A 20,025-nucleotide genomic window follows, 5' to 3' on the forward strand; every position below is an offset into this window, starting at 1 on the left:
AGGCGCCCGCAGCGGGCCAGGACCGAAAGAGTTGAGCGTGCAGGAGCAGACGGCGGCACGGCGACGGGAACTGATGCGGCGGCTGATGGCCCAGCGCGGCCTCGGCCAGGACACCTCCCGGATCACGCCCCGGGAATCCGGCGGACCGGCACCTCTTTCCTACGCACAGCGCAGCATGTGGCTGCACCACACGTCCTTTCCGGAGAGCCCGGCCTACAACGTCTGCCTGCTCATCCGGATGACGGGCGATCTGGACGTCGACGCCCTCCGCACCGCCCTGCGCGGCCTGATCCGCCGCCATGCCGTCCTGCGCACCACCTACGCCGACGCCCCGGACGCCGAGCGCCGGACGTCGGTCGATGCGGGCGGCCAGGCGCACGACGACGCGGCGGCGGAAGCCGCGGGTGAGCCCGTCCAGATCGTGCACGACGACGACTCGCTCGACCTACCCGTTCAGGACTGCCCGCCGGAGGAGGCCGAGGCGTGGGCGGCGAAGGTCGCGGCGCGGCCGTTCGACCTGCGCAACGAGCGGTCGATCCGGCTCGAGCTGCTGCGCTTCGCCGACCGTGAGTACGGGCTCGTGCTGGTCGTGCACCACATCGCCTGGGACGGCATGACCTGGGGTTCGCTGTCCAAGGACCTGTCGGCGCTGTACCGGGCGGCGCTCACCGGCGAGCCGGACGGGCTGCCGGCGCCGGCGATCCAGTACGCCGACTACGCGGCCTGGGAGCAGCGGCGGCCCCTGCCCGAGGAGGACCTGGCCTACTGGCGCAAGCGGCTCGACCCGCCCCCCGCGCCGCTGGACCTGCCCGCCGACCACCCCCGGGGCGCGACCGTGTCGGAACGCGGCGGACGCCGGGCGCGGCGGTTCGACGACGCCGTCACCGAGGGCATGAAGGAGCTGGCGGCCCGCGAGAACGCCACCCCGTACATGGTGATGATGGCGGCCTACGCCGTTCTGCTGCACCGCTACACCGGGGCCACCGACATCCCCATCGGCTCGGCCGTCATGAACCGCGAGCACGCCGAGATCCAGCGGCTCGTCGGCAACTTCGGCAACACCCTGGTGATGCGCACCGACCTGTCGGGGACGCCGACGTTCCGCGAGGCGCTGCACCGGGTGCGGGAGACCTGCACCGAGGGCTTCGCGCACCAGGCGATGCCCTACGACAAGCTCATCGAGGAGCTGCGGCCCGCCCGGCAGCGCGGCCGGTCGCCGTTCTTCGACACGATGCTGCTGTTCCTGGCGCAGGAGATCGGCGACCTGGACCTGCCGGGCGTCACCTCGAGCTGGACGCACATCCACAACGGGACCACCCACTTCGACCTGTCGCTGGAGGCGTTCGTCCGCCCGCAGGGGATGGTGGTCGAGGCCACGTTCCGGCGGGAGCTGTTCGAAGACGACCGGATCGACGCGCTGCTCGGCCATCTGGAGAACCTGCTCCGCCACGCGGTCACCGAGCCCGACCGCCGCATCACCGACCTCGACCTGATGGACGCGGCCGAGCTGGACCGCATCGCCTCCTGGAACGCCACCGAGCGGGACGTGCCGCAGACCACGGTGGTCGAGCTGTTCGAGCAGCAGGTGGCGCGGACGCCGGACGCGGTCGCGGTCGAGAGCGGGACCGGCTCCCTCACCTACGAGGAGCTGGACCGGCGGGCCTCGGGGCTGGCGGCGCTGCTGCGGGCGCGCGGCGCGGGGCCGGGCCGGGTCGTCGCGCTGGCGCTGCCGCGCACGCCCGACCTGGTGGTGTCGGTGCTGGCGGTGCTCAAGTCCGGGGCCGCCTACCTGCCGCTGGACATCGAGCACCCGGCCGACCGGATCGCCTACATGCTGGAGGACGCCGGGCCGCTGTGCGTGATCGTCACCCCGGAGACCCGGCACGTGCTGCCCGCGGACGCCGACGTGCTGGTGCTGGGCGAGGAGATGCCCGCGCCGGGGCTGTCCCAGCCGGTGACCGGCGACGACCTGGCGTACGTGATCTACACCTCCGGCTCCACCGGGCGGCCCAAGGGCGTCGCGATCCCGCACCGGGCGCTGACGAACTTCCTGCTCATGCAGCGCGAGGAGCTGGCGCTGACGGCCGCCGACCGGCTGGTGGCGGTGACCACGATCGCGTTCGACATCGCGGCGCTGGAGCTGTACGTGCCGCTGATCAGCGGGGCGACCGTGGTGCTGGCGTCCCGGCGGGACGTCCGCGACCCCGCCGCCCTGGCCCGGCTGCTGGACGGCGCGACGATCGTGCAGGGCACCCCGTCGCTGATCGGCTCGCTCGACCCCGAGGCGCTGCGAGGACTGCGGGTGCTGGTCGGCGGCGAGGCGCTGCCCGCCGCGCTGGCGGACACGCTCGCCGAGGTCACCGCGCAGGCCGTCAACGTGTACGGGCCGACCGAGGCGACGATCTGGGCGACCTCCGCCGAGCTGCCCGCCTCCGGGATCGGCCGTCCGTTCTGGAACACCCGCGCCTACGTGCTCGACGCCGCGCTGCGTCCCGTGCCGCCCGGCGTGCCCGGTGAGCTCTACCTCGCGGGCGTGCAGCTCGCCCGCGGCTACGTCGGCCGGCCCGACCTGACCGCCGAACGCTTCGTCGCCGACCCGTTCGGGCCGCCCGGCACCCGCATGTACCGGACCGGCGACCTGGCCCGCTGGACCCGCGACGGAACGCTGGAGTACCTGGGCCGCACCGACGACCAGGTCAAGATCCGCGGCTTCCGCATCGAGCCCGCCGAGATCCAGGCCGTGCTGGCCGCCCAGCCGGGGGTCGCGCAGGCCGCCGTGGTGGTCCGCGAGGACCGGCCGGGCGACCGGCGGCTGGTCGGCTACCTGGTGCCCGGCCCGGACGGGATGGACGAGGCCGCGGTACGGGAGGCGGCGGCGCGGCTGCTGCCCGAGTACATGGTGCCGAGCGCCCTGGTCACCCTGGACGCGCTGCCCCGCACCGTCAACGGCAAGCTCGACCGGGCCGCGCTGCCCGCCCCCGAGGTGGAGGTGTCGGGCCGGGCTCCGCGCGACGCCCGGGAGGCGGCGCTGTGCGAGCTGTTCGCCGAGGCGCTGGGGCTGGACGAGGTCGGCGTCGACGACGACTTCTTCGCCCTCGGCGGGCACTCGCTGCTGGCGACCCGGCTGGCCGGGCGGATCCGGGCGGTGCTGGGCGCGGAGCTGACGATCGCGGACGTGTTCGAGGCGCCGACCGTGGCGACGCTGGCGCCGCGGCTGGTCGAGGGCGCCCGCCGCCGGGTGCGCGAGGTGACCCGGCCCGAGGTCGTCCCCGCGTCGGCCGCCCAGCGCGGCCTGTGGCTGGAGGAGCGGCTGCGCGGGCCGTCCGCCTCGTACGCGCTGCCGCTGGGGCTGCGGCTGCGCGGGCCGGTGGACACGGGCGCGCTGCGGGCGGCGTTCGCCGACGTGGTCGCCCGGCACGAGGCGCTGCGGACGCTGCTGGTGGACGGGCCGGACGGGCTGCCGGTGCAGCGGATCGTGCCGCCGGGCGAGGTCGCGTTCGACATCGTGGACGTGCGGGGGCTGGCCGCCGACGAGGTGGCGCGGGCCGAGGCGGACGCCGCACGGTACGTCTTCGACCTGGGCCGCGACCTGCCGATCCGGGCGACGCTGCTGCGCAGGGGCGACGAGGACTGGACGCTGGTGCTGCTCCAGCACCACGCCGCCGCCGACGAGTGGTCGTTCACCCCGATGCTGGCCGACCTGTCCCGCGCCTACCAGGCGCGGGTCGAGGGGCGGGCGCCGGACTGGGAGCCGCTGCCGGTCCAGTACGCCGACTACACGGTCTGGCACGCCGAGCAGGACCACCGCGACCAGCTCGGCCACTGGGAGGAGGCGCTGGCCGGGCTGCCGGAGGAGACCACCCTCCCGCCGGACCGGCCGCGTCCCGCCGAGGCCACCCACCGGGGCGGGCTGGTGCCGTTCCGGCTGCCGCTGGAGGGGGCGCGCGAGCTGGCGCAGCGCACCGGGACCAGCGTGTTCATGGTGCTGCACGCGGCGACGGCCGCCGTCCTGCAGCAGGCCGGCGCCGGTGACGACGTGGCGCTGGGCACGCCGATCGCGGGTCGTCCCGACGAGGACCTGTCCGACCTGGTCGGCCTGTTCGTCAACCTGCTGGTGCTGCGCACCGACCTGTCCGGCGACCCGACGTTCGCCGAGCTGCTGGAGCGGGTCCGCCGCACCGACCTGGCCGCGTTCGCCCACGCCGACGTGCCGTTCGAGCAGGTCGTGGAACGTCTCGCACCGGAACGGTCGCTGGCCCGCAGCCCGCTGTTCCAGGTCATGATCGTCCACCAGCGGCTGGACGACGTGCGGCTGTCCCTGCCCGGGGTGGCGGCCGAGCCGTTCCTCCCCGAGACCGGCGGCGTGAAGTTCGACCTGGACGTCTACTTCGCCGAGGGCGACACCGAGATCCAGGGCTTCGCCGCCTACGCCGAGGACCTCTACGACCCCGAGACCGTCACCGCCCTCCTCGACCGCCTCGCCGACCTGCTCACCCGGGCCGCCGAGAACCCGGACCGCCCCCTGTCGGCGCTGCTCCCCGCGCCCGTTCATCCGGACACCGCCCGCGACTTCGGCGGCCGTACGGTGGCCGAGCTGTTCGCCGCGCAGGTCGCCCGCACCCCCAACGCCCCCGCCGTGATCGGCCCGGCCCTGACCGGAACGAGCACCGCCGCCGGTCACGAGCCGGCGGACCGCTTCGGCCGTCCGGCGGGTGCCTCTGCCGATGCCGATCCGTACGGTGGCTCGAATGGTGCCGCGCGTTCCGCCGTCTCTGGGCTGGGGGCCGGTGGCGAGGTCACGCTGACCTATGCGGAGCTGGACGCGCGGGCCGAGGCTCTGGCGGACCGCCTTGCCGCCGCTGGGGCAGGGCCCGAGCAGATCGTGGCCATCGCGATGCCGCGGTCGGTGGACTTCGTGGTGGCGCTGCTGGCCGTCGTCAAGTCGGGTGCGGCGTACCTGCCGATCGACGTGACCTATCCGCAGGCGCGGATCGACCACATGCTCGAGGCGGCCGAGCCGCTGCTGGTGCTGGGCCGGGACGAGCCGCCGGTGGACGCGCCGCCGCGCGGGGCGGTCGAGCCGCGGCCCGAGCACCCGGCGTACGTGATCTTCACGTCCGGGTCCACCGGGACGCCCAAGGCGGTCGTGGGGACGCAGCGGGCGCTGGCCAACCGGCTGGCGTGGGGGCTGGACCTGACCGAGCCCGGCGTGCGGGTGGCCAAGAGCTCCCCGGCGTTCATCGACGGCACCACCGAACTGCTCGGCGGGCTGCTGGCCGGGGACACGGTCGTGGTCGCCGACGACGACACCGCGACGGACGCGGTGGCGCTGGCCGAGCTGATCGACCGGCGGCGGGTCGGCACCGTGACCGTGGTGCCGAGCCTGCTGGCGGCGCTGCTGGAGGCCGGGGACCTGGGGTCGGTGACCACCTGGATCAGCAGTGGCGAGGCGCTGCCCGCCGGGCTGGCCGAGCGCGTCCCGGCCCGGCTGGTGAACCTGTACGGATGCTCGGAGGCGGCGGGCGACAGCCTGGTCGCCGAAGGGGCCGGACCGCTGTACCCGATCGCCAACACCACCGCCTACGTGCTGGACTCCGCGCTGCGCGAGGTCGCGGTCGGCGAGCTGTACCTGGCGGGGGACGGGCTGGCGCGCGGCTATCTCGGCGACCCGGCCCGGACCGCCGAACGGTTCGTCGCCAACCCGTTCGGGCCGCCCGGCTCCCGGCTCTACCGGACCGGCGACCGGGTGCGGCGGCTCCGGGACGGGGGCCTGGAGTTCCTGGGCCGGGCCGACGACCAGATCAAGATCCGCGGCTTCCGGATCGAGCCGGGCGAGATCGAGGCGGTGCTGGCCGCCCAGCCGGGGGTCGAGCGGGCCGCCGTCGCCGCGCACCCCGGGCCGCGGCTGGTCGGCTACGTCGTGGGCGAGGCCGACCCGGAGGCCCTGCAGGCGAGGCTGCGGGAACTGCTGCCGGACTACCTCGTCCCGTCCGAGCTGGTGGTGCTGGACGCGCTGCCGCTCAACCCGAACGGCAAGGTCGACCGCCGCGCCCTGCCCGAGCCCGGCCGTCCCGCCGCCCGTGGCCGCGCCCCGCGGACCGAGGCCGAGCGGACCCTGGCCGCGCTGGTCGGGGCCATCGTGGAGCGCGACGACATCGGGGCGGACGACGACTTCTTCCGCGTCGGCGGCGACAGCATCGGCGCCGCCCTCCTCGTCGCCCGTGCCCGCCGTGCCGGGCTGACGTTCGGCGTCCGTGACGTGTTCCGGCTGCGCACCATCGCGGAGATCGCCCGCGCGGCGACCGTCGCGGGTCCGGCGGCCGAGGCGACCGTCGCCGGGGACGGCGGGGAGCTGCCGCTGTCGCCGCTTCAGGAGGGGCTGCTGTTCCACCTGATGATGGCGGGCGAGGGCCGCGACATCTACGTGCAGCAGGCCGTCGTCACGCTCGAAGGCCCGGTGGACCCCGAGCGGATGGCGTCGGCGGCGCGGAACGTGCTGGAGAAGTTCCCCAACCTGCGCGCCGGGTTCCGCACCGACGGGGCGCGGACCGTGCAGTACATCCCCGAGGACTTCACCGTGCCGTGGACGTACGCCGAGGTGACCGGGGCCGACGAGCTGGAGGGCTTCATCGAGGGCCAGCGGGCGCGGCCGTTCGTGCCCGACGAGCCCCCGCTGATCCGGTTCGGGCTGGCCAGGGTCGGCGAGGACGACTACCGGCTGGTGCTGACCTCCGAGCTGATCCTGCTGGACGGCTGGTCCGGCGGGCTGCTGGTCACCTCGCTGCTGGAGTTCTACACCGACGCCGACGCCGAGCGCGCCCGCCCGGTCACCCCGTTCCGCGCCTACCTGGACTGGGTGAACGGCCGTGACAGGGCCGAGTCGCTGGCGGCCTGGCGGCGGGCGCTGGCGGGCTTCGACAGCCCCGCGCTGCTCAAGCCCGAACTGCTGGACCGCCCCGCCGACCTGGCCACCGCCGGCGAGATCCACCGGGAGCTGCCGGACGGGCTGGTGGAACGGCTGGAGGCGTTCTCCCGCGAGCACGGCGTCACCCTCGGCACCGTCTACCAGGCGGCGTGGGGGCTGCTGCTGATGGCGGTGACCGGCCGCGACGACGTGGCGTTCGGCGTGTCGGTGTCGGGGCGGCACCCCGACGTGGACGGGGTGGAGTCCATCGTCGGCCTGCTGTTCAACACCGTTCCGGTGCGGGTGCAGGCCGGGCCGGGCGACCCGCTGGCGGCGGTGCTGGAGCGGGTGCAGAGCGCCCAGTCGGAGCTGTTCGACCACCAGCACCTGGCGCTCACCGACATCCAGCAGGCGACCGGGCTCGGCACGATGTTCGACACCCTGTTCGTCTTCCAGAACTTCCCCGGGATGCCGGTCGACCGGGCCTTCGGGCCGGACGGGAACGTGCGGGTGCTCGGCCGTGAGGTCCGCGACGCCACCCACTACCCGATCACGATGGTCGCCGAGCCCGGCACCCGGCTGCGGGTGATGTACCGGGGCGACGCGTTCACCGAGGCCGACACGCAGCGGCTCACCGACCGGTACGTGCGGATCCTGGAGACCATCGCCACCGCCCCGGACACTCCCTGCCACCGGCTCGACCCGCTGCTGCCCGACGAGCACGAACGGCTGCGCGCCGACTGGGCCGAGGCCGAGCACGAGGTGCCCGACCTGACCATCGCGGAGCTGCTGGCCGACCAGGCGCGGCAGATCCCCGACGAGATCGCGCTGGTCTCCCAGCCGGACGTGCGGCTGACCTACGCCGAGCTGAACGCCGAGATCAACCGGCTGGCCCGGCTGCTGAAGGCGCACGGGGCGGGACCGGAGAAGGTCGTGGCGCTGGCGCTGCCCCGGTCGGCGCAGATGGTGATCGCGCTGTTCGCGGTGCTGCGCACGGGCGCGGCGTACCTGCCGCTGGAGCTGGACTATCCGGTGGACCGGCTGGACTACATGCTGTCCGACGCCGCCCCGTCCGTGCTGGTCTCGCACCGCGACATCGCCGAACGGCTGACGTACGACGCCTCGCTCATCGCCCTGGACGACCCGCAGGTGACGGCGCGGCTGGCCGAACTGCCGGGCGGCGACCTGACCGACGAGGAACTGCCGGGCTTCGAGCGCGGGACGCCGGGACGGCTGGAGCACCCGGCGTACGTGATCTACACCTCGGGCTCCACCGGACGGCCCAAGGGCGTCATCACCCCGTACCGGGGGCTGACGAACATGCAGTACAACCACCGGGCCAACATCTTCGACCCGGTGGTGGCCTCGGCCGGGCGGCGGCTGAAGATCGCGCACACGGTGTCGTTCTCGTTCGACATGTCGTGGGAGGAGCTGCTGTGGCTCATCGAGGGCCACGAGGTGCACGTCTGCGACGAGGACCTGCGGCGTGACGCCGAGGCGCTGACCGCCTACCTGCAGGCCCACAGGATCGACGTGATCAACGTGACGCCCACCTACGCGCAGCACCTGCTGGAGGAGGGGCTGCTGGACGGGGAGCACCGGCCGCCGCTGGTGCTGCTGGGCGGCGAGGCCGTCCCGGTGGCGGTGTGGGACCGGCTGGCGCAGGCCGACGGGGTGCTCGGCTACAACCTGTACGGGCCGACCGAGTACACCATCAACACCCTCGGCGGCGGCACCGAGGACAGCGACACCCCCACCGTGGGCAAGCCGATCTGGAACACCCGCGGCTACGTGCTGGACGCCTGGCTGCGGCCCGTCCCGCCGGGGACGCCGGGCGAGCTCTACATCGCGGGGGCCGGGCTGGCGCGCGGCTACCTGGGGCGGCCGGACCTGACGGCGGAACGCTTCGTCGCCGACCCGTTCTCCCCGGACGGCGGGCGGATGTACCGGACGGGCGACCTGGTGCGGGTGCGCGCGGACGGCAACATCGACTTCCTCGGCCGTACCGACGACCAGGTCAAGATCCGCGGCTACCGGGTCGAGCTGGAGGAGGTCGAGGCGGCGCTGGCGGCCGAGCCCGGCGTCGGGCAGGCCGCGGTGGTGGCCGCCGACACCGACGTCCCGGGCGTCAAGCGGCTGGTCGGCTACGTCGTCCCGGACGGGGTGGCGCGGCCGGGCGCCGAGGACGAGCAGATCGGCGAGTGGCAGCAGATCTACGACGACGAGTACACCGAGGTCGGCACGGCCGTTCACGTCGAGGAGTTCGCCGGCTGGGCCAGCAGCTACGACGGCGCGCCGATCCCGCTGGAGCACATGCGGGAGTGGCGGGAGACCACCGTCGCCCGCATCCGGGCCCTCGAGCCGCGCCGGGTCCTGGAGATCGGCTGCGGCACGGGCCTGCTGCTGTCCCGCATCGCCCCGGACGCGGAGAGCTACTGGGCCACCGACTTCGCCGCCCCCGTCATCGCCAAGCTGCGCAGCGACGTGGACCCGGCCTGGCCGGTCACGCTGCGGTGCCAGCCTGCGCACGACTTCTCCGGGCTGCCGGAGGGCTTCTTCGACACCATCGTGATCAACTCGGTGGTGCAGTACTTCCCCAGCGCCGACTACCTGGCCGACGTGATCCGCAAGGCCCTGGGCCTGCTGGTCCCCGGCGGTCGCCTCTTCGTCGGCGACGTCCGCGACCTGCGGTCGGCCCGCGCCTTCCACGCCGCGATCCAGCTCGGCCGCGGCGGCGGCGACCTGGCCTCGGTGGACCGCGCCGTCCGCATGGAGAAGGAACTCCTCCTCGACCCGGCGTTCTTCGCCTCGCTGGACGTCCCGGGACGTCTGGAGATCCGCACCAAGCGCGGCGTCCACCACAACGAGCTGACCCGCCACCGCTACGACGTGACCTTCCACAAGACCGCCGTCGACGCGGAGCCGGAGACCCCGGTCGTGGAATGGGCCGGGGCGGAGGATCTGGTGTCGCGGCTGCCCGGGCGGTTCCGCGTCCGGGGGATTCCCGACCCGCGGCTGTCCGGTGAGGTCGCGGCGCTGCGGGCGCTGGAGAACGGCGAGTCGCCCGACGCGGCGCGTGCCCTGCTGGAGGCGCCGCCCGAGGGCGTCGAGCCCGAGGTGCTGTACGAGCTGGACCCGTCCGTGGTGCTCACGCCGTCCGAGCAGGTGGGGTGCTATGACGCGGTGTTCGGCGGGGGAGCGGCCCACCTGCCCGCCGTGCCCGGGAGGACGTACGCCAACAACCCGGCGGCGGCGCGCGACCACGGGGCGCTGGCGGCCCGGGTCCGGGAGGGGCTCAAGGCCAAGCTGCCCGGCTACATGGTGCCGAGCGTGATCATGACGCTGGACGCCCTGCCGCTGACGGTGAACGGCAAGCTGGACCGGCGGGCGCTGCCCTCGCCGGACGCCGCCTCCGGGGGCGGGCCGCGCGGCACCGGCCGGGCGCCCCGGACCCCGGTGGAACGGCTGCTGTGCTCGCTGTTCGCCGAGGTGCTGGAGGCGTCCGAGGTCGGCATCGACGACAACTTCTTCGAGCTGGGCGGGCACTCGCTGCTGGCGACCCGGCTGGTCGGCCGGGCCCGGTCGGTGCTGCGCTGCGAGCTGGCGATCCGCGACCTGTTCGAGGCCCCGACCGTCGCCGAGCTGGCCGCCCGCGTGCACGGCCGGGCCGCCGCCGAGGAACGGCCTCCGCTCACGCCCCGGCAGCGGCCGGAGCGGGTGCCGCTGTCGTTCGCGCAGCGGCGGCTGTGGCTGCTGGACCAGCTCCTGCGCGAGGACGCCGGGCCCCGGCAGGCCTACCACCTGCCGCTGGCCGTGCACCTGCGCGGCGACCTGGACAGGGCGGCGCTGGAACAGGCGATCTGGGACGTGACCGCCCGGCACGAGACCCTGCGGACGGTGTTCGCCGAGCACGACGGCACCCCGTACCAGCGGATCCTGCCGCCCGAGCAGGCCCGCCCGGCGCTGGAGGTCGCGACCTGCACGCCGGAGGAGTTCATCGCCCGGCCGTTCGACCTGGCGCGCGACATCCCGCTGCGGGTGGCGGTGTTCGAGACCGGGGAACGCGAGCACCTGCTGATGGCGGTGTTCCACCACATCGCGTTCGACGAGTGGTCGTTCGGGCCGTTCGCCCAGGACGTGGCGCGGGCGTACGCGGCGCGGCTGGAGGGGCGGGCTCCGCAGTGGGAGCCGCCGGCCGTCCAGTACGCCGACTACACCCTGTGGCAGCGGGAACTGCTGGGCGACCCGCTCGACCCGGGCAGCCTGCACGCGCGGCAGCTCGCCTACTGGGCGCAGGCTTTGTCGGGCATCCCGGAGGAGATCCCGCTCCCGGTGGACCGGCCGCGTCCGGCCACGGTGGGGCAGCGCGGCGGGACCGTGACCCGCGACCTGCCGCCGTCCCTGGTGGAGGCGTTGCGGAAGGTGGCGCGTTCGGGCGGGGCCAGCATGTTCATGGTCTGCCAGGCCGCCGTCGCCGCGCTGCTGCACCGGATGGGCGCGGGCGAGGACATCCCGCTGGGCAGCCCGGTGGCGGGCCGCACCGACGAGGCGGCCGGGTCGCTGGTCGGGTTCTTCGTCAACACGCTGGTGCTGCGCGCCGACGTGTCCGGCGACTCGTCGTTCGCCGACCTGGTGGCGCGGATCCGGGAGGCCGACCTGGCGGGGCTGGCCAACCAGGACCTGCCGTTCGAGGCCCTGGTGGAGGCGCTGCGCCCGCGGCGGGTGCCCGGCCGGAACCCGCTGTTCCAGGTCATGGTCGGGTACGAGAACCAGGGCGCGGGCGACGTGCGCTTCCCGGGCCTGGAGCAGCGGGAGGCGCTGTTCGGGCCGGGGGCGGCGAAGTTCGACTTGGACTTCATCTTCCGGGAGACCCCGGACGGCGGGCTGCGGCTGATCCTGGACTACTCGGCCGACCTGTTCGACGACTCGACGGCCGAGACCATGGCCCAGTCCCTGCTCGACCTGATGGGCAGGGCGGCCGCCGACCCCGCGGCCCCGGTCGGCGCGCTGCCCTCGGCGCTGACCGCCCGCAGCGTCACCGGCCCGGAGACGGCCGCCGCCGCGCGCCGCGACGACGACCGCGAGGCGGTGTTCTGCCGGATCTTCGCCGACGTGCTCGGCGTCGAGACGGTGGGACCGGACGACGACTTCTTCGACCTGGGCGGCCACTCGCTGCTGGCGATGAAGCTCGTCCGCCGCCTCCGCCAGGAGCCGGGCTGCGAGAACATCAAGATCGCCACCCTGATGACCTCTCCCACGGTCTCCGGGGTGCTCGCCGCCCTGTCCTGACCCGCTCGTCCAGGAGGGGGAACTCCAGGCCCCCGGAAGGGGGATCCGCCGGGCTCGGGGCGCGGCCGAGCCCGGCGGGTCTGTCCGTGGTGTCACCGTGCGGCGGCGGTCAGCGTTCCCCGGTGGGGCCGAGAAACAGGCCGCCGTTGACCTCGAGGGTCTGGCCGGTGACCCAGCGGCCGTCCGCGGAGGCGAAGAACGCCACGGCGTCGGCGATGTCGGCGGGCTGCCCGTGGCGGCCGAGCGCGGTCATGTCGGCGACCCGCCGTGCGGACTCGCCCTCGTTCAGCCAGGCGTTCATGTCCGTCTCGGTGATCCCCGGGGACACGGTGTTGACCGTGATGCCCCGCGCGCCCAGGGTGTGCGCCAGGGAGCGGCTGAGGACGTTGATCGCGCCCTTGGTCATGGAGTACACGACCTCGGGGGTGGCGAACCAGGTGACGCCCGAGGAGATGTTGATGATGCGCCCGCCGTCGGGCATCAGGGGCAGGGCTCGCTGGATGACGAACAGCGGAGCCCGCACGTTGACCGCGAACACCCGGTCGAAGTCCTCCCGGGTGGCCTTCTCGACGGTGGCGTCGTAGGCCTGGATGGCGGCGTTGTTCACCAGGATGTCCAGCGGCCGTCCGTCCAGTCCCGCTTCGAGCCCGGCGAACAGGGTGTCCACGTCGCCGTCCACGCCCAGTTCGGCGCGCACGGCGAACGCCTGCCCGCCGGCCTCCCGGATGGCCGCCACGGTCTGCTGCGCCGCCCTGTCGTTGCTGCCGTAGTGCACCGCGACCAGCGCGCCGTCGGCGGCGAGCCGCTCGGCGATGGCCCGCCCGATGCCCCGGGAGGCCCCGGTCACCAGCGCCGTCTTGCCGGTCAGAGCGCCCATGATGTGCTCCTCGAATGTTAGGGAACGTTCCCTAGCAACATAGGCCGGGCGATGGCCGGGGGGCAAGAGGGTTAGGGAACTTTCCCTAACATTGCTAGGCTGGCGCCATGACCGGCACGCGGACCGCACGGCGCCGTACCTCGGCGGAGACACGGGAGCACGTGCTCCAGACCGCGCACGAGCTGTTCTACTGGCACGGCATCCGGGCCGTGGGGGTGGACAAGGTCGCCGCCGAGGCCGGGATCGCCCCCACCACGCTCTACCGGCTGTTCGCCTCCAAGGACGACCTCGTCGCCGCGTACGTCGAACGCGCCGGTCAGGCCTACCGGGAGTGGTTCACCGCGGCGACCCGGGACGACGGGCGCGACCCGCGCGAGCGGATCCTGACGCTGTTCGACGAGCTCGTCGTGAGGATCCAGCCCGAGCACTGCCGCGGGTGCCCCTTCCTGATGGCGCTGACCGAGTTCCCCGACGCCGGGGTGGCCGGTCACCGGGAGTCGGTGGCCCTGAAGAGGTGGGTCCGCGAGCGCTTCGGCGAACTCGCCGAGGAGCTGGCCCGGACCCGCCCGGTCGACGATCCCGCCGAGCTGGCCGACCGGCTCTTCCTGGTGATGGAGGGCGCGTACGCCGCCGTCCAGTCCCTCGGCATCGACGGCCCCGCAGGCCGGGTCCGGGCCTTCGCCGAGGCGATCCTGCCGGGCTGAAGCCGCGGGTCCTCGCCGTGGCGGCACCAGGCAGGCTCCCGGGGCGAAAGGGCGAGGCCGTGGCAGCAGGCTTCCGCCGGGCCCCGGGGCGCGGCCGAGCCCGGCGGATCATGTGGGGCGGTCGGCGTTCTCCGGTGGGGCCGGGGAACGGGCTGCGGCCGAGCCCGGCGGTCCTGTTCCGCCGCACCGTCGAGACGGCCGGTGGATGTCGTTCCTCCCAGAGATCGCCGAACGTCCTGCTCGGGGCGAACCAGGCGCGTATCCCGTTCGTCGGCAGGGTCGGGACCCGTCGACGGGAGCGCGCGCGTTGGTCAGGCAGAGGATCGAGACGCCAGGGGAGGACGGGCATCCGCTGTGCCCGCGCTGCGGCTGCCGGGTCGCGCCCCTCAGATACGGCCGCCCTGGCCTGGATCTCGTCCGCAGGGCCGAGGCCGGCGAACTGGTCCTGGGCGGCTGCGTCATCGGCGACGCCCGCTGGAGCTGCACCTGGTGCAACGCCCGCTATGTGACGCCTCCCGAACCCGGCGCCACCTGGACCGGCGGCACCCGCTCCGTCCTGAACGCGGTGGTCGCCCCGCCCGGCGGCGCCCCCACCGACGAACTCCTCGTCATCACCTCCGACGATCCCTGGTCCCTCGAACTCCGCCTGCGCGACGGCCACGTCTGGTCGGCCGAGGCCCCCGACCTGTTCACCGCCCTCCAGGACATCCGCCGCCGGACCGACCCCCTGGGCCTGCGCCTGTGCATGAACGCCGCCCGCCGCGACACCTACCGCTGCTCGCCCGACGATCCCCTGACCGGCCATCTGGTCGCGTTCCTGACCCCCGGCCACCCCCCGACCAGGACCGCCTGGCTCTTCGCCCAGGCCCCCGTGGGGCAGATCGCCACGGTCCAGGAACAGGAGGCCCACTACACCGAGTGGCTGACCACTTTTCCCTAGGCCCGAACCCTGCCTCCCGTTCCGCCATCAGTCAGGACGAAGGCGGACGAGAGGAGCGCGAATGAGCAGCCGGAGGATCGAGACGCCAGGGGAGGACGGACATCCGCTGTGCCCGCGTTGCGGCTGCCGGGTGGCGCCGCTCATGTACGGCTTCCCGGTCAGGAGCGAGGAACTGAAGCGGGCTCTGGACGCCGGTGAGATCGTCCTCGGCGGGTGCGTGGTAGAGAGCGCGCGCTGGGGCTGCACCTGGTGCCCCGCGAAGTACGAGAGCCCGCCCGAGCCCGGCGCCACCTGGACCGGCAGCACCGACCGGCTCCCCATCGTCGTGAACGTCGTGCTCCCCGATGGCGGCCAGGACGAGAAGATGCTCGTCGTCACCTCCGACTCACCGTGGTCCGTCGAGCTGCAGATGGGCTCCGGCGAACGGATCACCGCCCAGGGCGAGGACCTGTTCGCCGCGATCCAGAACCTCCGCCGCCGGACCGACCCCCTGGGTCTGCGGCTGTGCATCAACGCCGCCCGCCGCGACACCTACCGCTGCCAGCCTCCCAGCCCCTTCAACGGCCACCTGGTCTCGTTCCTCACCCCCGGCCGTCCTGCCACCGAGACCGCCTGGATCCTCGACCAGGCCCCCGCCGACCGGATCGCCACCGTCGAGGCCCAGCAGGCCCACTACGACGAGTGGCTGACCACCCCCGCCTAGTGTCGTGAGTCGTTAATTCGTTGGCAGTAGGCGCCGAGGGTGTCGAGGATCTCGTCGGCGGTCTTGGTCCACACGAACGGCTTGGGGTCGGTGTTCCACTCGTTGATCCACCGGCGGACGTCGGCTTCGAGTTCGGTGACGCTGCGGTGGGCGGAGCGGCGGAGTTTGCGGTTGGTCAGTTCGGCGAACCAGCGTTCCACCAGGTTCAGCCATGAACTGCCGGTGGGGGTGAAGTGCAGGTGGAACCGCGGGTGGCGCAAGAGCCATTCCTTCACCTTGGGGGTCTTGTGGGTGGCGTAGTTGTCCAGCACCAGGTGCAGGTCCAGCTCCTTGGGGACCGCGGCGTCGATCAGCTTCAAAAAGCGCAGGAACTCCTGATGGCGGTGCCTGCGGTAATGCTGGGCGATGACCGAACCGCCGGCGATGTCCAGGGCGGCGAACAGGCTGGTGGTGCCGTGCCGGACGTAGTCGTGCGTCATCCTGGCCGGCGTGGTGGGCATGATCGGCAGGATGGGGGCGGTGCGGTCGATCGCCTGGATCTGGCTCTTCTCGTCGACGGCCAGGACCAGGGCGTTCTCGGGCGGATTCAGGTACAGGCCCACGACGTCGCGGACCTTGTCGATGAACTGCGGATCGGCCGACAGCTTCCAGGTCTCGATCGCATGCGGCTTGAGCCCGAAAGCCCGCCAGATCCGGGAAATGGCCGACTGCGACATCCCGGTCGCCGACGCCATCGACCGGGTCGACCAGTGGGTGTCGCGCCCGGGCGTCTCCTCCAGCGTCTTGGCGATGACCTGCTCGACCCGCTCATCGGTGATCGAGCGCGGCCGGCCCGGACGCGGCTCGTCCGACAGGCCCTCCAGCCGGTCGGCCACAAACCGTGAACGCCACTTCGACACCGTGTTCCGCGAGACCCCGACCTGCCGTGCGACCTCACCGATCGTGCCGCCCTCCGCACAGGCCAGCACGATCCGCGACCGCAACGCCAACGCCTGCGAGGTCTTCCGGCGACGCGCCCACCCGGTCAGCACCGACCGTTCCTCATCGGACAACACCACGGGAGCAAGCTTCGGGCTCGGCATCGCCCTAGCCTAACGGGTGACAATGAATTATTGACTCACGACACTAGAACCCCACGGACGGGGCGATGCCGCAACGGCCGTCGTTTCGGTCGTACGGCAGCACCGGTCCGGAATCTCCAGGAGGCCGCTTCCCACAGCGGAAGCGGCCTCCACCGTGCACGTCGCCTACTCGTCGTGACGTGCCGGATAGGGGCTCACCATGGTGTTGACGTAAGCCTCGGGAGGGCCTTCGAGATAGTCCGACAGATTGTCCAGGAAGGCCCGCAGCGGCGGATATTGGTTGTGCCGGTCCAGGTCCTCCTGGGAACGCCAGACCTCGTACAGGAAGAACCGGCCGTCCTCGTGCTCGTGGAGGTGGTACTCCAGGTTCCCTTCCTCCTTCCGGGAGGGCTCCACGAGGTCGGTCAGGATCCGCCTGACCTCGTCGGCGCGTTCGGGCCTGGGGCGCAGGAAACCGTAGAGGGAAATGGGCTGCCGTGTCGTCGTCATGGCCCTACGCTAAAATCTCACACGATGTGAGGTTCAAGCCGGTTCCATATGAGGTGGGCCACATGAAGATCGGCGAGCTGGCGCGTGCGACGGGCGTGAACGTCAGGCTGCTGCGCTACTACGAGGAGCAGGGGCTTTTGAGCTCGCACCGTACGGAGGGCGGCCACCGCCAGTACTCCGCCGACGCCCCCGCCACGGTCGCCCGGATCCGCACGCTCCTGGCCGCCGGCCTGCCCACGAAGGTGATCCGCGAGCTCATGCCCTGCTTCATCGGGGAGGGCCCCGAACTCGACGCCTGCGTCCTGGACCACCTCCGAACCCAGCTGGCCGACCTGGACACCCGCATCAACGAACTGCAGCAGGCCCGCGCCTCTCTCAGCGACCTCCTCGACGCCTCCACCCGAGCCCTGGCCACAGCCGGCCGGTAGACGGGCACCGTGCGCCGCGCCGGGTACGGGCATGCCGGGACGGGAGGTGAGGGATGGAGCAGGAACGGGTCGATCTCACCGGCGCTCCGGAGACGATGCTCGCCACGCTGTACGGCAGGGCGCTCGACAGCCGGTCGCCCCGCCCCGTCCTGGGCGACCGGCAGGCCGACCGGGTGGTGCGCCGCATCCGGTACGACTTCCGCAGGACCGGGGTGAGGGGCACGGCCGCCGCCGGGGTCGCGCTGCGCGCCAGGCGGCTCGACGAGTGGACGCGGGAGTTCCTGGCCGCGCACCGGGAGGCCACCCGCCCAGTGGTCCTACAGGGACCCGCCGGTCACTTCGTCAGGAGCCCTGGGCGTCCCGGTCCCAGTTCATCGGGAACAGGCGCTCCGAACCGGCCATCCACAGCGCGAACGCGAGGTAGCCGGCCTCGAAGGCCACCAGGTCCTCGTCCCAGCGCGCTCCGCCGTGGCGGCGCGCCCTGCGCAGCAACAGCAGACCCCCGGCCAGGTTGAGACCGGCCCACACGCCGTTCACCACGGGACCGGACCCGCGCCCCGCCAGCGGCGTCATGTGCCGCCGCCCGGTGACCGCCGTGGCGAGATGGGGAGCGCTGTTGGCGACCAGCATTCCGGCAAGGAACGGCAGACCACGCGGAACCTTCATCCGCCCGATCCTAAATCCGCGAGCGCATCCCGTCTCCGGACCGGCCGTGACCCGGCAGGGTGAGGTGAAGGCTCCGCCGCCTTCGATCTGCGGAACGCCGTTCTGCTGTTGCAGGCCCTCCACGGGATGAGTTCTGGCCCTGCGCTGGGGAACGCCATCTGCGCAGGTCATAGGGCAGCTCTCGCAGAATGGCGCTGCCTGGCCGCCCTCGGCGACCGACCGCGGAAAACGGCGGATGCAATTACGGAAAGGCGTGCGGCCGCTTACGCTGGTCGCATGAGCACGCCCGGACTTGGTGAACGCCTACAGTCAACACGTAAGCGTCGTGGCCTGACACAGCGTGAGCTTGCTCAGCTTGCTGGAGTCTCTCTTTCTCTGGTGCGCAAGCTGGAACAGGGTGACCGTGAGGACACCCGGGTGGAGACCCTGCGCAAACTGGCCATCGCGCTCAGGGTGACCACGGCCGAATTGATCACCGGGCCGGAGCCGGAGGAGCCGGGGACGGGTGATCAGTGGACGGCGGTCCGTGACGCGATCATGGGCCGTCCCATGCCCGAGCCCGACGAAGAACCGACCGTGTCGGGGGTGGAGCGCGCGTTGCATGAGGTCACGCTTCTCTACCCGCAGACCAGATATGCCGAGGTGGGGGAGGCCATTCCCGCCCTGCTGCGTGACGCCGATGCTCTGGGCTCGGAGGGGCGGGCGTTGCAATCTCGGGCATATCGCCTGGCCGGGAGGCTGATGGTGCAGACCCGGCAGTACGGCGCGGCTGAGACGGCATTCGCGCGGGCCGTCGACATCGCGCCCGATCGGCTCGACGCGGCGGCGGTGATCAACGCGCGCTGCTGGCTGCTGGTGCGGCGCGGAATGATGGGCGAGTGTGTGGAACTGGCCGCCCAGTGGGCCGACGAAATGGAGCCGCGCCTGTCCCGGGCGACTCTCGCGGAGTTGCACGCCTGGGGCCTTCTGCTCCTGGGGATCTCGGCGGCGGCCGTGCGCAACAACCAGCCGGGCGAGGCGGAGGACGCACTACGGCTGGCCGCTGCGGCGAGCGCCGCCATAGGCCGTGAGTATGCGTCCCCGGCTGACTACGAGACCACGTTCGGGGCGCTCAGGGTGGCCATGATGCGAGCCGAGAACGCCATGGTCGAGGATCGGCCGGACCGGGTTCTCGCGATAGCCGAGCGGGTCGCCCATATGCCCACGCAGCGCCCCAACTCCGCAAGCCGCAACCGCCATCGCCTGGACGTCGCCAAGGCCCACGTCCGGCTCCGCCGCTACGGGGACGCCTTCGAGGTGCTGCAGGACATCCGCCGCAAGGCCCCGGAATGGATCGTCAACCAGCGCATGGCCCGGGACGTCATGGGCGACATCGTGGCGAGGCGCCGGACCCTCACACCCGAGATGCGAGAAATGGCCGATTTCATCCGCCTTGAGTACTGACTCGAACGTCCTTCTGTGACACTCCGCCGAAACGGTCGCGGAAAGTGCCAGTGACGCGTCTTTCCGTCGCCCTTAACGTCCTGTGTCATGAGTTTCGACAAAGGAAGGCATGCGGCGGGCAAAGGGGAGGAGCCGGTCCTGACCAGTGATCGGCGGATCTTCGTCAGGGCGCTCGACGAGGCCGTTCGGTCCAGGCCGGGAGTGGCGTGCGGGATCGTGACCCGGCAGGGGATACCGGTGCTGCACGCGATCAATTCCGAGATGCCGAGCCATTCGGTCGAGGTCGGCGCGGATTACGTCGGGGGCGACTGGCGGTACACATGGGCCCGGACCGGTGACGCGATCGGGCCGGTGGACGATCCGGAGAGCGTGGCGGACGCCATTGTCGCCGCTCTCAAGGTGAACGGGCGGGGCCGGTCGTGATCCCGGAGCCGGGGGAAAGACCGGGACCGCCGCCCCCGCCGTCAGCGTCCCGCTCGACGCCATTCACCGTGATCCCG

Annotated in this window: 11 protein-coding genes; 7 read left to right on the top strand and 4 right to left on the bottom strand. The window is 72.8% G+C overall.

Annotation, left to right across the window (positions count from 1 at the left end):
• Positions 1-37 precede the first annotated feature (37 nt).
• Positions 38-12,193, top strand: coding sequence for a non-ribosomal peptide synthetase (locus tag HNR21_RS07455; RefSeq protein WP_182704588.1), 12,156 nt, complete (start codon positions 38-40; stop codon positions 12,191-12,193).
• A 109-nt stretch (positions 12,194-12,302) separates the two neighbouring features.
• Here HNR21_RS07455 and HNR21_RS07460 read toward each other — a convergent pair whose 3' ends face one another.
• On the bottom strand, positions 12,303-13,070 hold the full coding sequence (locus tag HNR21_RS07460; RefSeq protein ID WP_119726673.1) for an SDR family NAD(P)-dependent oxidoreductase: 768 nt from the start codon (positions 13,068-13,070) through the stop codon (positions 12,303-12,305).
• A gap of 107 nt (positions 13,071-13,177) precedes the next feature.
• Between HNR21_RS07460 and HNR21_RS07465 the strand changes: the two genes are divergently transcribed.
• The 3 genes from HNR21_RS07465 to HNR21_RS07475 all read left to right on the top strand — a co-directional run bounded on the left by HNR21_RS07465 (position 13,178) and on the right by HNR21_RS07475 (position 15,417).
• The gene (locus HNR21_RS07465) at positions 13,178-13,774 is read left to right on the top strand and encodes a TetR/AcrR family transcriptional regulator (protein WP_182704589.1); all 597 of its coding nucleotides are present in this window, start codon (positions 13,178-13,180) and stop codon (positions 13,772-13,774) included.
• A 307-nt stretch (positions 13,775-14,081) separates the two neighbouring features.
• Entirely contained in the window at positions 14,082-14,714 is a 633-nt protein-coding gene (locus HNR21_RS07470; protein ID WP_182704590.1) for a hypothetical protein, read from the top strand.
• A 61-nt stretch (positions 14,715-14,775) separates the two neighbouring features.
• On the top strand, positions 14,776-15,417 hold the full coding sequence (locus tag HNR21_RS07475; RefSeq protein WP_182708997.1) for a hypothetical protein: 642 nt from the start codon (positions 14,776-14,778) through the stop codon (positions 15,415-15,417).
• Here HNR21_RS07475 and HNR21_RS07480 read toward each other — a convergent pair.
• Both HNR21_RS07480 and HNR21_RS07485 read right to left on the bottom strand, forming a co-directional pair.
• Positions 15,414-16,499, bottom strand: coding sequence for an IS630 family transposase (locus HNR21_RS07480; RefSeq protein ID WP_182704591.1), 1,086 nt, complete (start codon positions 16,497-16,499; stop codon positions 15,414-15,416). The genes HNR21_RS07475 and HNR21_RS07480 overlap by 4 nt on opposite strands.
• 165 nt (positions 16,500-16,664) lie before the next feature.
• Entirely contained in the window at positions 16,665-16,988 is a 324-nt protein-coding gene (locus tag HNR21_RS07485; protein WP_182704592.1) for a putative quinol monooxygenase, read from the bottom strand.
• Between the two features lie 62 nt (positions 16,989-17,050).
• Between HNR21_RS07485 and HNR21_RS07490 the strand changes: the two genes are divergently transcribed.
• Entirely contained in the window at positions 17,051-17,416 is a 366-nt protein-coding gene (locus HNR21_RS07490; protein WP_182704593.1) for a MerR family transcriptional regulator, read from the top strand.
• A gap of 342 nt (positions 17,417-17,758) precedes the next feature.
• Here HNR21_RS07490 and HNR21_RS07495 read toward each other — a convergent pair whose 3' ends face one another.
• Positions 17,759-18,082: a hypothetical protein gene (locus HNR21_RS07495; RefSeq protein WP_182704594.1), complete on the bottom strand. Its 324-nt coding sequence runs from the start codon at positions 18,080-18,082 to the stop codon at positions 17,759-17,761.
• Between the two features lie 276 nt (positions 18,083-18,358).
• On the opposite strand from HNR21_RS07495, the gene HNR21_RS07500 reads away from it, so the two are divergent.
• Together HNR21_RS07500 and HNR21_RS07505 are read left to right on the top strand one after the other, a co-directional pair.
• Positions 18,359-19,525, top strand: a complete 1,167-nt coding sequence (locus HNR21_RS07500; protein ID WP_182704595.1) for a helix-turn-helix domain-containing protein — start codon at positions 18,359-18,361, stop codon at positions 19,523-19,525.
• 87 nt (positions 19,526-19,612) lie between these two features.
• A complete protein-coding gene (locus HNR21_RS07505) occupies positions 19,613-19,948 on the top strand; it encodes a hypothetical protein (RefSeq protein WP_182704596.1) in 336 nt (111 codons plus the stop codon).
• Positions 19,949-20,025 lie beyond the last annotated feature (77 nt).

It is taken from the genome of Thermomonospora cellulosilytica (assembly GCF_014138835.1).
Lineage (GTDB): Bacteria > Actinomycetota > Actinomycetes > Streptosporangiales > Streptosporangiaceae > Thermomonospora > Thermomonospora amylolytica.

Bases quoted from the DNA above. Each gene is read 5' to 3' on its own strand.
- HNR21_RS07460 (WP_119726673.1), bottom strand. From the start codon at position 13,070: ATGGGCGCTCTGACCGGCAAGACGGCGCTGGTGACCGGGGCCTCCCGG.
- HNR21_RS07465 (WP_182704589.1), top strand. From the start codon at position 13,178: ATGACCGGCACGCGGACCGCACGGCGCCGTACCTCGGCGGAGACACGG.
- HNR21_RS07475 (WP_182708997.1), top strand. From the start codon at position 14,776: ATGAGCAGCCGGAGGATCGAGACGCCAGGGGAGGACGGACATCCGCTG.
- HNR21_RS07480 (WP_182704591.1), bottom strand. From the start codon at position 16,499: ATGCCGAGCCCGAAGCTTGCTCCCGTGGTGTTGTCCGATGAGGAACGG.
- HNR21_RS07485 (WP_182704592.1), bottom strand. From the start codon at position 16,988: ATGACGACGACACGGCAGCCCATTTCCCTCTACGGTTTCCTGCGCCCC.
- HNR21_RS07490 (WP_182704593.1), top strand. From the start codon at position 17,051: ATGAAGATCGGCGAGCTGGCGCGTGCGACGGGCGTGAACGTCAGGCTG.
- HNR21_RS07495 (WP_182704594.1), bottom strand. From the start codon at position 18,082: ATGAAGGTTCCGCGTGGTCTGCCGTTCCTTGCCGGAATGCTGGTCGCC.
- HNR21_RS07500 (WP_182704595.1), top strand. From the start codon at position 18,359: ATGAGCACGCCCGGACTTGGTGAACGCCTACAGTCAACACGTAAGCGT.
- HNR21_RS07505 (WP_182704596.1), top strand. From the start codon at position 19,613: ATGAGTTTCGACAAAGGAAGGCATGCGGCGGGCAAAGGGGAGGAGCCG.